Here is a 12,432-nt window from a genome sequence, read left to right as displayed (position 1 = left end):
GCGCGCCGGAAGCGAGGGAGACCGCCATCAGCGACCACGACGCCCAACTGCTGCGCGCGCTGCACGACGAGCACGCGGAGGCGCTGTACGCGCACGCCCTGCGGCTGGTCAACGGTGACCGGCAGCGCGCCGAGGACCTGGTGCAGGAGACGCTGCTGCGGGCCTGGCGACACCCGGAATCCCTCGACCCGCGGCGTGGTTCGGTGCGGTCCTGGCTCTTCACCACCGCCCGTAACCTGGCGATCGACGCCTGGCGGCGGCGCTCCACCCGGGTCGGCGAGGTCTTCACCGACGATCTTCCCGAACCGCCCGAGGCTGTCGACGAGGCCGAGCGGGCAGTGGAGGCGTGGACCGTCGCCGAGGCACTCAACCAGCTCAGCCCGACGCACCGCGAGGTGCTCGTCGAGTGCTTCTACCAGGGACGATCGGTGGCCGAGGCGGCGTCGCGCCTGGGCGTACCGCCGGGGACGGTGAAGTCCCGCACCCACTACGCGCTGCGGTCTCTACGGTTGGTGCTGGCCGAGATGGGGGTGACGGGATGACGCAGTGCGAGTTCGCGTACGACGACGGCGCGTACGTGCTGGGCGCTCTCGCCCCCGCCGAGCGGGCGGCCTACGAGCGCCACCTGGGCGGCTGCGCCTCCTGCCGGGAGGCGGTCGCCGAGATCGCCGTCCTGCCCGGGTTGCTCGGCCGCCTCGACCCGGCGGGGTTGGAGCAGATCCTGCCGCCGCCGGCTCCGCCCCGGGTGCCCGCGCTGATCGAGGAGGCCCGGCGTCGCCGGCGTCGGGAACGCGCCTCGGACCGCCGGCGGTACGCGTTGACCACGCTCGCCGCCGCCGGGCTGGCCGTGCTGGTGGGTGTGGGCACCGCCGTAGTGCTGCCCCGGCCCGCCGGCCCGTCCGGCCCCCCGGTGGCGCAGGGCAGCGCACCCGCACCGCAGGTGTCGATGGTCCCCATGCGACCGGTGGCCAGCACCGGGCCGGTGCACGCCGACATCGGGCTCACCGGCACCAAGTGGGGCACCGAGGTGACCATGCGCTGCGGCTACGACACTCGGACGAGCTACGGCAAGGCGTACCCGTTCCGGCTGGTGGCGCGCGGCCCGAACGGTGCCAGCGAACAGATCGGGTCCTGGCTGGCGGCGCCGGGCGACGCCCTCCAGCTCAACGGTGCCACCAGGTTCACCGCCGCCGAGCTGGTGAGCGTGGAACTCCAACGAGTCGACGGCACACCGATCCTCACCTACGCGGTCCCCTGACCAGCGCCCCCGCCACTCCTCGGCGATCTTGCACTTTCTGTCCTTCCATAACGGGTCATGGCCGACATCTCGGCGACAGAAACTGCAAGATCGCGGGGGAGGGGGCGGCGGTTCTGGCGGGCTTTGCCGACGGCGTCGGCGGTGAAGACGATGAGGGCGAGCCAGACCAGCGCGAATCCGGCGAGGCGGGCCGGCGGCATCGGCTCATGGAAGATCAACACGCCGCAGCCGAGCTGGAGGATGGGTGCCAGATACTGGATCATGCCGAGGCCGCTCAGGGGCAGCCGGTTCGTCGCCCCGGCGAACAGGAGCAGCGGGATCGCCGTGGCCGCACCGGCCAGCACCAGCAGCGCGGTGTGCCCGGCCGAGACGTGCCCGAACGTCGACTCGGCACGCCTCGTGAGCCACGCCAGGTAACCCAGCGCCGGCAGCGCCAGCACCGCCGACTCGACGAACAGTCCCTCCGCCGGTGGCAACCCGAGACGCTTCTTGACCAGGCCGTAGCCGGCGAAACTGAACGCCAGGGTCAACGCCAACCAGGGCAGCCGACCGTAGTCCACGGTGAGCACCACGACCGCCGACGCGCCGATCCCCAGTGCCACCCACTGTGCCGGGCGTAGCCGCTCCCGCAGCACGGTCACCCCGAGCAGCACCACGACCAGCGGATTGATGAAGTAGCCGAGCGCGGTCTCCACCACCCGGTCGGAGTTGACCCCGTAGATGTAGGCACCCCAGTTGACGGCGATCAGCGCGGCGGCGGCGACGACCCCGGCCACCGCCCAGGGGCGTCGCAGCAGTGCCCGCAGGAAGCCGACGTTGCGCAGCGCCGCCAGCAGCAGGGCCACGAAGACCACCGACCACACGATCCGGTGGGCCAGGATCTCCAGTGGACCGGCGGGTCGCAGGAGCCTGAGATAGAGCGGAAAGAAGCCCCAGAGCAGGTACGCGCCGAAGCCGTAGAGGTATCCCAGGCGGAGTGGCGTCACCCCTCCACCGTAAGGGGTGTAACGAGGCTTTACTCCTTTCCCGTGATCGGGGTCACCGGTACGCGCCGGTCGAGCTGCATCCACCGCTCCGGCACGTCCAGGGGCGTGAAGCCCGCCCGCGCGTACACCTGGTGGGCGTCGTTCGTGGCCAGCAGGATCCGGCGTACGCCGAGCTCGTCCAGGTGGTCGCGGATCGCGGCGACGAGCCAGCCGCCCAGTCCGCGGCCCCGGGCGGCACGGTCGACGTACACGTCGCAGAGCCAGGCGAAGGTGGCGCCATCGGTCACCACCCGGGCCACCGCCACCTGCCGGTCGTCCTCCGGGCGGTAGACGCCGAACGGCATCGAGCCGGCGAACGCCCGCGCCGTGATCTCCCGGGCCCGGCCGAGCGCCCAGTACGTGTCGGTGGACAACCAGAGATGGACCAGGGCCAGATCGAGCCGGGCGGGGTCGGTGCTGAGCAGATGGCCGTCGGTGCGGGTCAGCGAGAACACGCCGCGACGCTAGCCGCCCGGGCGGGCGACCCGACCGGCCAATTCCCAGACTCTGGTCATCGGCCGGCCGTGGTCGCGGCCCTCGGGGGCGGGCCGGTGTTGGCCCGTGGACGGTCAGTCCCGGTCGAGGACGGCGCCGAGGATCCAGGTCACGATGCTCACGAACAGCGCACCGAGCACGGCGGCCGGCCAGAAGCCATCCACCGTGAACGGCAGCCCGGCCTGGTCGGCGATCCAACTGGTGAGCAGGAACAGCAGCCCGTTCACCACCAGTGCGATGAGACCCAGGGTCAGCAGGTAGAAGCCGCAGCCGACGGTCTTGATGACCGGCTGGAGGACCGCGTTGACCACGCCGAAGATCACCGCCACCAGGAGCAGCGTGGTGACCGTCTCGACGGCGGAGTCCGACTCCAGCGAGATGCCCGGGATGAGGAGTGTGGCCAGCCAGAAAGCCAGCGCTGTGCTGGCCAGCCGAATCAGCAGACCTTTCAGGAAACCCATGGCGGGGATCGTGCCACGGACCCCGTACCGGCGTAACCCGGCGGTTGACCATCGCGGTGGATCAGCCGCGCGCCGGAGGCCCGATCAGTTGCGCCTCGATCGGCGTGGGAGAGAGCAGCGCCCAGCGCAGCGCCCTCCGGTTGACCACGGCGACCATGTCGTCCCGGATCCGGGTCAACCACTCGGCCGAGCCGCCCAACCCCAGGGCGGTGCCGGCCAACGCGGCCTCGGCGGCGTCCAGCGGTTGCAGCAACGCGAGGTCGGCCCGGCTCAACGCGTCGACGTCCGCGGGGGTCAGCTCGTCCCGTACGACAAGGGTGGCCCGCCACGGCGGACCCGGCTCGGCCTCGGCCGGCACCGGGCCGGCGTCGACGACGAGCAGCAACGGACGCAGCGCGGTGCCCACCCCGTCGGCGACCGGTCGACCGGGTGGCAGCAACGGGATCGTCCCACCCGGCGCGCCCACCCCCCGGACGAACGGCTCCCAGGCGCGCGGCCGGGTGGTCTGCACCACCACCAGAGCACCGAGGGCCAGTGCCCGCAGGGCCACCAACTGGGCGGCACGCACCCCACCGACCAGCAGCACCCGGGTGCTCTCCGGCCGGAAGAGCCGCACGGTGACGGCTCGGCCGTGCCGGTTCGTGCCGACCATCATCCCCGCGTCGCCCAGGGTCAGCTCCCAGTCGTCCATCGCGGAGCGATGTTGCGGCCCGAGTGTGGTCAGCGCCAGCGGCAGGGTGGCGGCCAACCCGTGCAGGTGCGCGCCGTCGAGACGACGCAGCTCCCCGCCCAGGTCCGTCACGAGACGCTCCAGCGCCTCGGTGGCCGCGGTCAACTCGGTCGCCGTCGCGGCGGCCAGGCGTACGGTCAGCTCGGTCGGCACCGGCCCGGCACCGCCGGTCGGCGACGGACCCGCGGTGATCGACACCGTCGTCGCGGTCGCCGGCAGCGCGAGCATCCGGGGCACCAGGCGTCGCCCACCGGCACCTCCCGCCTCCGGCCAGCGGACCAGCCGGAACGTGGCCTGGACCAAGGCGCCGGACCGGAGTGTCGGCCAGGACTCCCGCACCGGATGGCCGTCGTGGTGGGCCAGCTCGGCCAGGACCCGCAGCGCGGCGGGTACGCCGAGCGGCCGCGCCGTCAGCGATCCGAACCGGCGGACGATGCGGCGTACCGTGCCGGCGAGCACCCGGTGCAGGTCCTCTGCGGACCACCCGTCCACCCGCAGCACCCGGACCGCCACCACCGCCCGCTCCCGCCCGGCGAGTCGCCCGTCGGTGAGCTGCCGGTACGACGTGCCAGCCGTGCCGGCCGCCGGGACCGGCGCGGGTGCCCCCGCGAGCAGCAGCTGGACCCGCAGCGGGGGCATGTCCGGCCCGGCCGGGGGCAGCAACGCGGCTGGCGGGGGAATCGCCTGGGACGCGTCGCCGAGCAGGTCACCGGGGTCGCCGAGTTCCAGGAGGACCACCATGCCGGCGGTGTCCTCCAGCACGGCGGCCGGACCGCCGGTCAGCTCCGTCGAACGGACGACGGTGCCGGGTGCGACCAGGTCGAGCAGGTCGGCCGCGTCGGCCGGCCCGGCGAGCGCCCGACGTCGGGTCAGGTGCCCGATGGCGGTGCCCAGCCACTGGAACAGCCACCGCCCCCGCAACCGGACACCGGCGGTCGCCACCAGCAGCACGGCCACCAGTGCGACCGCGACGATGACCGGCGCGGGCCGCCCGAGGGCGGTGAGGACGAGCGCCGCCGCGACCTGCGCGGTCACCAGTTGGCCGGCCCACACCCCGGTGCCGGCCCGTCGATCCGACCAGGCATGACGATCCGACCAGGCGCGCCGATCGGACCAGGCGCGCCGATCGAGGGGTGACCGGCGGCCGGGTGTACGCGGACCGGCGGAGCCCGGTCTGCCCTCGGCGGGTCGGCCCGACCCGGCCGGCTCACCCGGCCCGATTGCTCGCGGCGCGGCGCTCGGCCCGGACCCGACCGGCGTCGCCGGGTGCGGACCTCCGGTGGTGATCGCCGGCACCGTGCCTCCTCGACCAGTGGGAACCCGGGTCGGGCGTCCGGTCGCCCTGCGGCGGCCCGTCACGCGCCGCGACGTGGCTGCGGCACATCGTAAGCGACCGATGGTTGTCGCGGTTGTCCACAGGGGAGAAAGGTGGGGTAGCCGAACCGCTACGAGGCCGCTACCGTCAGCCACGAAGTCATCGCTGACCCGGGTCTCAGTGCTCGACGACCGGGCCAAGCGGGCGGGCGCGTTCACAGGGCGGGCGCGTCGAGGGCCAAGGTGCGATCAGGGAGACGAGGTGACGTGCGGGTGTCCCAGACCCAGGCAGAAGCCGCGGTGATGCAGCAGACCGCCGCGAAGTTCGAGCAGGTTGACCAGTCGTTGCAGTCCATGCTCACCGGTCTGCTGGCCGAGTTGCAGGTGTTGCAGCAGGCCTGGCGTGGTGCCGGTGGCCGGTCCTTCGAGCAGGTCAAGCAGCAGTGGTCACAGGACCAGGCGGCGCTGCACCGGGCGCTGCGGGAGACCGCCGGGGCGATCCGCACGGCCGGCCGACAGTACGACGTCTCGGACGACGAGGTGGCCAGCCGGGTTGCCGGCACCAATCGCGGCGGCATCCAGCTGCCGCTCTGATCCCCGTTCGGGAGGAAAATCCGATGGACCATGGTGTGCTGGTCGTCAACTTCGCCGCGCTCCAGCAGGCCGGCGCGGACATTCAAAAGGCGCTGAACACGCTCGACTCGCAGCTCGGCCAACTCGAACGAGACGCTGCGCCGCTGGTGGCGAGTTGGACGGGCGAGGCCCGGCAGGCATACGAGCAGCGGCAGGCACGGTGGCGGTCCGCCTCGCAGGATCTCCAGGCGATGCTGCGGGACATCAGGTTGGCGGTGCACGACTCGGCCACCGACTACCTGGACACCGAAAAGAAGAACACCGGGCTGTTCCAGTGACCGCGGTCGGCCGGGAGAGCTGACCGTGTCCCGGTCAGCTACCCGGCCGCCGCAGGCCGTCGGTCCGGGCGGTCAGCTTCCGGGGTCAGGCCGGGTCGGCCGGGCGCCAGCGTCGGCGGGCGCCACGGGGCAACACCAGGGCGAGCAGCGCCACGGTGACTGCCGTCGTGCCGACCGCCGCACCGACCAGCAGGGCCCGATCCCGCGCGGTCGACCGGCGGGCCTGGCGGGTGAGCAGCGCCGGGTCGGTCCGGTCGTCGGCGAGCACGGCGACCGGACGAGGGTCGATCGTGCGGCCGCCGCTGGTCTCGGTGACCGCCCGGTACGGGTTCAGCACGCCGGCACCGTACCCGCCGCCGTGGCCCGTTCCGGGAGCTGGATCGGCGGTGGCGATGATCCGTGCCACCACCTGGGCAGCGGTCAACTCGGGCCGATACTCCCGCAGCAACGCGGCGGTGGCGGCCACGAACGGTGCCGCGTAGCTGGTGCCCTCGACCTGACGATGGCCCGACCCGGGGGCGGCGGTCAGCACCTCGCTGCCCGGCGCGACCAGGTCGACGTACGATCCCGTCTGCGAGAAGGTCGCCCGCCCACCGTCCGCGCCGATCGCCCCCACGCCGAGCACCCCGTCGTAGGCGGCGGGAAACGGCCGGGGGTCCCCGCCGTCGTGCAGGTTGCCGGCGGCGGCCACCAGCACCACGTCCCGGTCCAGGGCATATCCCACCGCGGCACGAACTTCGGGGTCGTCGGCGTACAACACCACCGACAGGTTCACCACGTCCGCGTCGTGGTCGACGGCCCACCGGATGGCCCGGGCGAACTCGTCGGCGCTGACCGTACGCCCCGACTCGCGTCCCTGCACCACCTGCTGCTCACTCACCCGCACCGGCATGATCCGGGCACCCGGTGCCAGACCGCGGAAGGCGACTCCGGGTTGGGGTGCCGCCGCGATGATGCTCGCCACGCCGGTGCCGTGCCCGGCGCAGTCTCGGCTGCCGTCGCCGCCGGGGTCGAGCAGGTCGGTGCCGGCCAGCACGCGCCCGGCCAGTTGGGGGTGCACCCGGTCCACCCCGGAGTCGACCACCGCTACAGTCACCCCGGCACCGGTGGCCAGTGGCGCGAGGCGGATCGGGTCGTACCGTTGCTGTGGCCATGGCACGGCCGTGACCGGCCGGACGGGGGCGAGGGGGGTCGCGCACACCGGTGCCGTCCGGAGTTTGGCGGTGGCGGTGGCGGTGGCGGTCGGGAGGGCCGGCACGGTCAGCAGGCTCGCGGCCAGACCTGCGAGGACCGGGCGCATGATCGATCGGGACATCGACAGCCTCCGTATCGTGTCGGCTCCGGGACGGGATGTTATCGCCTCGCCCGCGCGCCGGCAGACCGCCGACGGCCAGCCATTGTGATCTTGATACCACCTTGTAGGTTGTACGCGATACCTGTGGCCTGTTCTCGGAAGGGGAGGTGGCCGTGACCGAATGGGAGCCGGCCACGGAGGCCGAGGTGGCGATGCGCGACGCGCTGCGCGCCAACGACCAGGAGCTCTACTTCCGGCTTCTGTCCCGCACCGATCTGCTGCTGCCGGTCTCCGCGCCGGCGCAACCCGGCCAGGCACCTCCCGGCTGGGGCACCTGGACCACCGGTGGCCGCACACACGTGCTGGCCTTCACCTCCGTCGCCGCACTGCGGGTCTGCCTCGGTGAGCATCCCGGCACCAACCGACGGGTGCCCTTCGCCGACCTCGCGGTCGCCTGGCCCAACCAGGAGTGGTGGCTCGCCGTCAACCCGGGTCTGCCGATCGAGGGCTACCTGCCGGCCTGGTTCGTGGCGCAGCTCTCCCGGGGCGACGTGCGCCTGCCCGGCCGTGCCATGGGTGCCCGCGCTCGGCTGGAGCGGGCGGAGACCCTGGCCCGCACCCGCACCGGCGCACCTGGCCGGGACACCACGCCAGCTGCTGGATCACCTCCCGCGATGGGCGCGCCGCCGTCTGGGCCAGCCCTCGTTCCGCCTGCCGTGGTCGCGCCTGCCCCGGCCGCTCCTGCTGTGGTCGCGCCTACCGTCGTCCCGCCGGCCGTAGTGCCGCCTCCGCCGGTCCCGCCTGCCCCCGTGCCGCCGGCTGCGGTCCCGCCGGCTGCGGTCCCGCCTCCGCCGTTTCCCTCTGCCACGGTGCCGCCCCGCAGGGCCGCGTGGGGTCCGACGCCCCCGGCGGCGGGCACCCCGCCGATGCCCGGCCCGGCGTCGCGGACGCCCGGCCCCGTTGAGCCGCCGCGCCGACCTGGCCAGGACGACGTGCCCGCCGCCGGTCACCGGCACCCCAGCGGCTCGCCGCAACCAGGCGCGGCGGGCACCGGCCCCCTGCCCCGCACCGGTCGGTCGTCCCGGTTCGCACCGTTGACGCCCGCCGACCGTCCCGGTGCCCGTCCGACCGAGTCCCCCGGCCCCGGTCGGTCGGCCGAGTCTTCCGGCCCTGGTTGGTCGGCCGAGTCCCCCGGTCCCGGTTGGTCGGCCGAGTCTTCCGGCCCTGGTTGGTCGGCCGGGTTCCCCGGTCCCGGCCGGTCGGCCGAGTCCCCTGGCACCGGCTGGCCGGCCGCGAATCGGCCGAGCGACGTCGACGGCCCGGCCGCCGGTAACGGCGGCCCCCAGCCCGCTCGGCGTTCCTTCTTCGAACCCACCACAGCCCGGGACCGGGCGTCCGACCCGACGCCGGGCGGGGGCCGCCCCGCTGACCGTGCGGCCCCACCGACCCGATTCGGGCGGGGCAGCCAGCCCTTCCCACGCCGCCGCCCGGCCGACACGCCGGCCGAGGCGACACGCGCCTTTCCGATGGCGGACCCGGACGCCACCCGGCCACTGCGGCCGCGGCCCGGCGACCTCGGTGCGTCCCGCGGGGTCCGCGCGCCGGCACCGGCTGAGGAGATCACCCAGCCCCTGCCACCGCGCCGGCCCGACCCGATGGCTGAGGAGCCCACTCGCGCCTTTCGGCTGACCGGCGAGCCGCCGTTGAGCGCGGCGGCGGAGCGGCCCGGCCCTGCCGCGGAGCAGACCCAGGCGATCCCGCGCGAGCGGCCGAGCCGATTCGAGCCGGTGGAAGAAATGTCGGTGTCCGCCGCGGAACCGGTCTCCAGCCCGCCCGCGCCGCGTCGCGGCTTCACGCCCATCGTCATCGAGGGCACCATCATCGAGTCCCGCGACCTCACCGACCCGGTCGAGGCCAACGGCCTTTTCGACGCGGCCCGGCAGCCCCGCCCCGCCGAGGCCGCCCCGCGACGGTTCGACTCGGCGCCCTCCGGTCCGGACCTGTTCAGTCCGTCGTCCTCCACTCCGAGCCGGTCCGCTCCCGCGTCGACCAACCCCGCTCCGAGCCCGTCGGTCCCACCCACCAGCGGCGGGCCCGCCGCGGACGGTCTGATCGGTGCCGGCACAGGCGGCGGGCACACCGAGGACCGCCCTGGCGTCCCGGTCAGTGGCGATCGCACCGACATCGACGGCTCGTCGGTCGGCGCGACGAGCACGGATCGGCCCAGCGGCGCGACCGGCGCGGACCGGGTCGGCACCGCGACCGGCGCGGATCGGGTCGGCGCCGCGACCGGTGCGGATCGGGCCGCCAGTGGCGCGACCGCGACCGTGGACGGCGCCGGGCAGCCGCCGCCCGTCGACGAGCCGGCCCCGGTCGAGTTCGAGCCGGCCAACACCGTCGAGGAGGACCTGCTCGGTGCCGCCGGTTCCGGCAGCACCGACACGTTCCTGTCCACCCTGCTGTTGGCCCGGGTGCTGCTGCCGGCGGCACCGGATTCGCGGCCGGGCAGCCGACCCGGTGACGCGGGCTTCGTCTGGCGTACGGCGCAGCTCGACGACGAGACGTACGTGGTGGTCTACACGTCGCCGGAGCGCCTCGCCGACCACGTCGAGGGCGACGTCAGCACCGTCGGCGTGAAGTTCGCCCAACTGATCCGGCGGTGGCCGGACGAGGACTGGTCGTTCGCCGTCAACCCGGGCACCCCGGTCGGTGCCAAGCTGCCCGGGGAACAGATCGTCGCGTTGGCCAACTGGGCCGCCGAGGTGGGGCTCGGTGACGACCTGGAGGTGGACCCGGAGGAAGCGCCAGCCGTGGCGGAGCCCACCGCCCGTCCCCGGTACGCTCCGGCGGCGGTCGACCCAACCCGGCCCACGGTCATGCAGAAGGCGGTCGCGCCCAGCCAGCTCGCGTACTACCTGGATCGGGGGTACGACCGGGTCTCCGGCTTCGTGCACCGGGCCGGTGAGCTGGCCCACCTGACCACGCCCGCGCAGGTGCACGACGCACTCGGCCTCAGCTACCCCGGTTCGCCGTTCGCCCGGGATGCCGAGGAAATCTACGTGTTGCGCTGGCCGGCGCACCGCCCGAGCCTCTACCGGATCCCGTACGGCGGTCAGAACGAGCCGGCCATGCGGGCCATGGAGGGCTGGGTCATCGAACGCCCGCCGTTCCGGGGCAACGGCTTCGCCCCGGGCGAGAGCAGCGACGTGGTCGCGGAGTTCAAGGTGGACAGCGCGCGCCTCCCGCACGGTACGCAACTCTGGCGGATCGGCGCGGACGGCACCGAGCGGGTGGTCGCGGAGCTCGACACCGACACGGTGGTCTGGCGACGGGTCGGTGAGGCGTGATGCGCGACGGTTACGTGGCCCGGTGGCAGGGCCGGGAATACCAGGCCAGCCCGGACGGCGACAACGTCCGCCTGTACCAACCGGAGCCGGGCGAGGGCTTCGAGGAGGTCCGCGCGGGCCGGTACGTCCGGGTGCTGCCGGCGACCGAGATCGAGGATCTGGCGTACGTGCGGACCACCTGCACCTGGCAGGGGCAGCCGTTCATCGTGCTCGGCGAGCATGACGCCTGGTTGCGGGTGGAATACACAGGTGGCCGCTGGCCGGTGGCCGAGGCGATGCGGCTGGAGGTCTTCGACTTCGGCGTCTACCAGGGTTGGGCTCCGGCCTCCGAGGTCACCGACCTGCGGGAGCAGCGGGTCTGAGCGGTCAGCTCTTGGCCCAGCGCAGGATTTCGCCGAGCACCAACTCCGGCGCCTCCAGGTGCGGGAAGTGCCCCACCCCGTCAAGCAGTCGCCACTCGTACGGGGCGACGACGTAGCGCCCGGAGCCGAGGGCGGTGCGCGGCAGGGAGGCGGCGTCCAGCGCACCGTGCAGTTGCAGGGTCGGGGTGGCCAGCGGCTTCTGCATCAGGCGGACGAACCGGTAGCCGTGCAGCCGCAGCAGTGAGCGGAACGCCCAGCGGTAGCCCTCCAACGCGCAGAACGCGGCCTGCGGGATGCACATCGCCTCCCGGCACCGCGCGGCGTACGCGTCGAAGTCCGGCCCGGCGACCCAGTGTGGTCCGCCCCAGCGGCGCAGGATCTCCGCGACGGCAGCCGCGCCATCGCGGGTCAGGACGTGTTCGTAGCGGGGGAGTTGGAACTTCAACGCGGGGGTGGAGGCGGCGAACTGCCCGCGTGGGTCGGCGAAGATGCCGGCGCGCAGGCGCAACGGGTGCGGTGCCCCCAACACCACGAGCCGGCGGACCAGGGGCGGGTGGAACGACGCCACCGTCCAGCCCACCATGCCGCCGACACCGCTGCCGACGATCGTCGCCGAGCGTTCACCGAGCGCGCGGATCAACCCGGCGATGTCGGCCGCGAGGGTGTAACCGTCGTACCCCCGGGGTGGTTTGTCGCTGGCGCCGTAGCCGCGCAGGTCGACGGCGACCGCCCGGAAGCCGGCGTCGGCGACCGCCGGGAGCATCCGGTGCCACGCCCACCAGTGCTCCGGGAAGCCGTGCAGGAAGAGCACCATCGGCCCGGTGCCGGCCTCGACCACATGGAACCGGGTGCCGTTGGCGCCGACGAAACGGTGCGTCCACGGCCCCTCGGTGAGGACACAGGACTCGTCGACGACTCCGCCGCGCTGGTCGGTCATGGCAGACAGCCTAGGACCCGGTTACCGGCGACGGCCCTGGTGGTCGCGTTGAACAGGGAGAAGCCCGGGATGTCCCCTGGCGACACGCTGGCGCGGGTCGCCCGCGTCAGCGGGTGGCGATGCCGGCGCGAACCCCGGTCGGCACGACGAGCACGGCGAGAACGGCCGGCTGGACAAAGGGCGGGGGGGGGGGGGGGCCCCCCCCCCCCGCGCCCCCGGGGGGGGGGGGGGGGGGCGGGGCGACAATAGAACGTAATAGCTAGGGGGGCGCGAACATCCACCCACGTAATTTGACCCC

Annotated in this window: 12 protein-coding genes; 6 read left to right on the top strand and 6 right to left on the bottom strand. The window is 73.8% G+C overall.

The genetic code is table 11. The features are described 5' to 3' along the window. Positions 1–47: 47 nt before the first annotated feature. Positions 48–542 (top strand): sigma-70 family RNA polymerase sigma factor, encoded by a 495-nt coding sequence (locus ACGFIW_RS09330; RefSeq protein ID WP_393312778.1) that lies wholly within the window; start codon positions 48–50, stop codon positions 540–542. Further along, positions 539–1,258: an anti-sigma factor family protein gene (locus ACGFIW_RS09325; protein ID WP_393312303.1), complete on the top strand. Its 720-nt coding sequence runs from the start codon at positions 539–541 to the stop codon at positions 1,256–1,258. The genes ACGFIW_RS09330 and ACGFIW_RS09325 overlap by 4 nt, the downstream gene beginning before the upstream one ends. Here ACGFIW_RS09325 and rarD read toward each other — a convergent pair. The 4 genes from rarD to eccE form a co-directional block, all read right to left on the bottom strand. Continuing rightward, entirely contained in the window at positions 1,243–2,244 is a 1,002-nt protein-coding gene (gene rarD / locus ACGFIW_RS09320; protein WP_393312301.1) for an EamA family transporter RarD, read from the bottom strand. The genes ACGFIW_RS09325 and rarD overlap by 16 nt on opposite strands. A 29-nt stretch (positions 2,245–2,273) precedes the next feature. Next, positions 2,274–2,738 carry a GNAT family N-acetyltransferase gene (locus tag ACGFIW_RS09315; RefSeq protein ID WP_393312299.1) on the bottom strand — a complete coding sequence of 155 codons (465 nt, stop codon included), beginning with the start codon at positions 2,736–2,738 and terminating at the stop codon, positions 2,274–2,276. A gap of 114 nt (positions 2,739–2,852) precedes the next feature. Continuing rightward, a complete protein-coding gene (locus ACGFIW_RS09310) occupies positions 2,853–3,239 on the bottom strand; it encodes a phage holin family protein (RefSeq protein ID WP_355027384.1) in 387 nt (128 codons plus the stop codon). Positions 3,240–3,300: 61 nt separating this feature from the next. Next, positions 3,301–5,265 (bottom strand): type VII secretion protein EccE, encoded by a 1,965-nt coding sequence (eccE, locus tag ACGFIW_RS09305; RefSeq protein WP_393312297.1) that lies wholly within the window; start codon positions 5,263–5,265, stop codon positions 3,301–3,303. 291 nt (positions 5,266–5,556) lie between these two features. On the opposite strand from eccE, the gene ACGFIW_RS09300 reads away from it, so the two are divergent. Next, complete coding sequence (locus ACGFIW_RS09300) at positions 5,557–5,877, top strand: WXG100 family type VII secretion target (RefSeq protein WP_393312295.1); 321 nt, start codon at positions 5,557–5,559, stop codon at positions 5,875–5,877. A 23-nt stretch (positions 5,878–5,900) separates the two neighbouring features. Beyond that, positions 5,901–6,194 carry a WXG100 family type VII secretion target gene (locus ACGFIW_RS09295; protein ID WP_357068594.1) on the top strand — a complete coding sequence of 98 codons (294 nt, stop codon included), beginning with the start codon at positions 5,901–5,903 and terminating at the stop codon, positions 6,192–6,194. Positions 6,195–6,279: 85 nt separating this feature from the next. On the opposite strand, the gene mycP is transcribed toward ACGFIW_RS09295, so the two are convergent. Beyond that, positions 6,280–7,509, bottom strand: coding sequence for a type VII secretion-associated serine protease mycosin (gene mycP, locus ACGFIW_RS09290; protein WP_393312293.1), 1,230 nt, complete (start codon positions 7,507–7,509; stop codon positions 6,280–6,282). A 152-nt stretch (positions 7,510–7,661) separates the two neighbouring features. Between mycP and ACGFIW_RS09285 the strand changes: the two genes are divergently transcribed. Together ACGFIW_RS09285 and ACGFIW_RS09280 are read left to right on the top strand one after the other, a co-directional pair. After that, complete coding sequence (locus ACGFIW_RS09285; RefSeq protein WP_393312291.1) at positions 7,662–10,835, top strand: SseB family protein; 3,174 nt, start codon at positions 7,662–7,664, stop codon at positions 10,833–10,835. Next, positions 10,832–11,197, top strand: a complete 366-nt coding sequence (locus ACGFIW_RS09280; protein ID WP_393312289.1) for a hypothetical protein — start codon at positions 10,832–10,834, stop codon at positions 11,195–11,197. The genes ACGFIW_RS09285 and ACGFIW_RS09280 overlap by 4 nt, the downstream gene beginning before the upstream one ends. Positions 11,198–11,201: 4 nt before the next feature. Here the strand turns inward: ACGFIW_RS09280 and ACGFIW_RS09275 are convergent, their stop codons facing one another. Continuing rightward, the gene (locus ACGFIW_RS09275; RefSeq protein ID WP_393312287.1) at positions 11,202–12,134 is read right to left on the bottom strand and encodes an alpha/beta fold hydrolase; all 933 of its coding nucleotides are present in this window, start codon (positions 12,132–12,134) and stop codon (positions 11,202–11,204) included. Positions 12,135–12,432 lie beyond the last annotated feature (298 nt).

Origin of the sequence: Micromonospora sp. NPDC048935 (assembly GCF_043197875.1) — a bacterium.
Lineage (GTDB): Bacteria > Actinomycetota > Actinomycetes > Mycobacteriales > Micromonosporaceae > Micromonospora.
Note: the sequence above shows the minus strand (reverse complement) of the source record. Positions and strands in the feature narration are given on the sequence as shown.

Excerpts from the sequence above, each read along its gene's own strand:
- ACGFIW_RS09325 (WP_393312303.1), top strand. The coding sequence starts at position 539 with ATGACGCAGTGCGAGTTCGCGTACGACGACGGCGCGTACGTGCTGGGC.
- ACGFIW_RS09310 (WP_355027384.1), bottom strand. The coding sequence starts at position 3,239 with ATGGGTTTCCTGAAAGGTCTGCTGATTCGGCTGGCCAGCACAGCGCTG.
- ACGFIW_RS09295 (WP_357068594.1), top strand. The coding sequence starts at position 5,901 with ATGGACCATGGTGTGCTGGTCGTCAACTTCGCCGCGCTCCAGCAGGCC.
- mycP (WP_393312293.1), bottom strand. The coding sequence starts at position 7,509 with ATGTCCCGATCGATCATGCGCCCGGTCCTCGCAGGTCTGGCCGCGAGC.
- ACGFIW_RS09275 (WP_393312287.1), bottom strand. The coding sequence starts at position 12,134 with ATGACCGACCAGCGCGGCGGAGTCGTCGACGAGTCCTGTGTCCTCACC.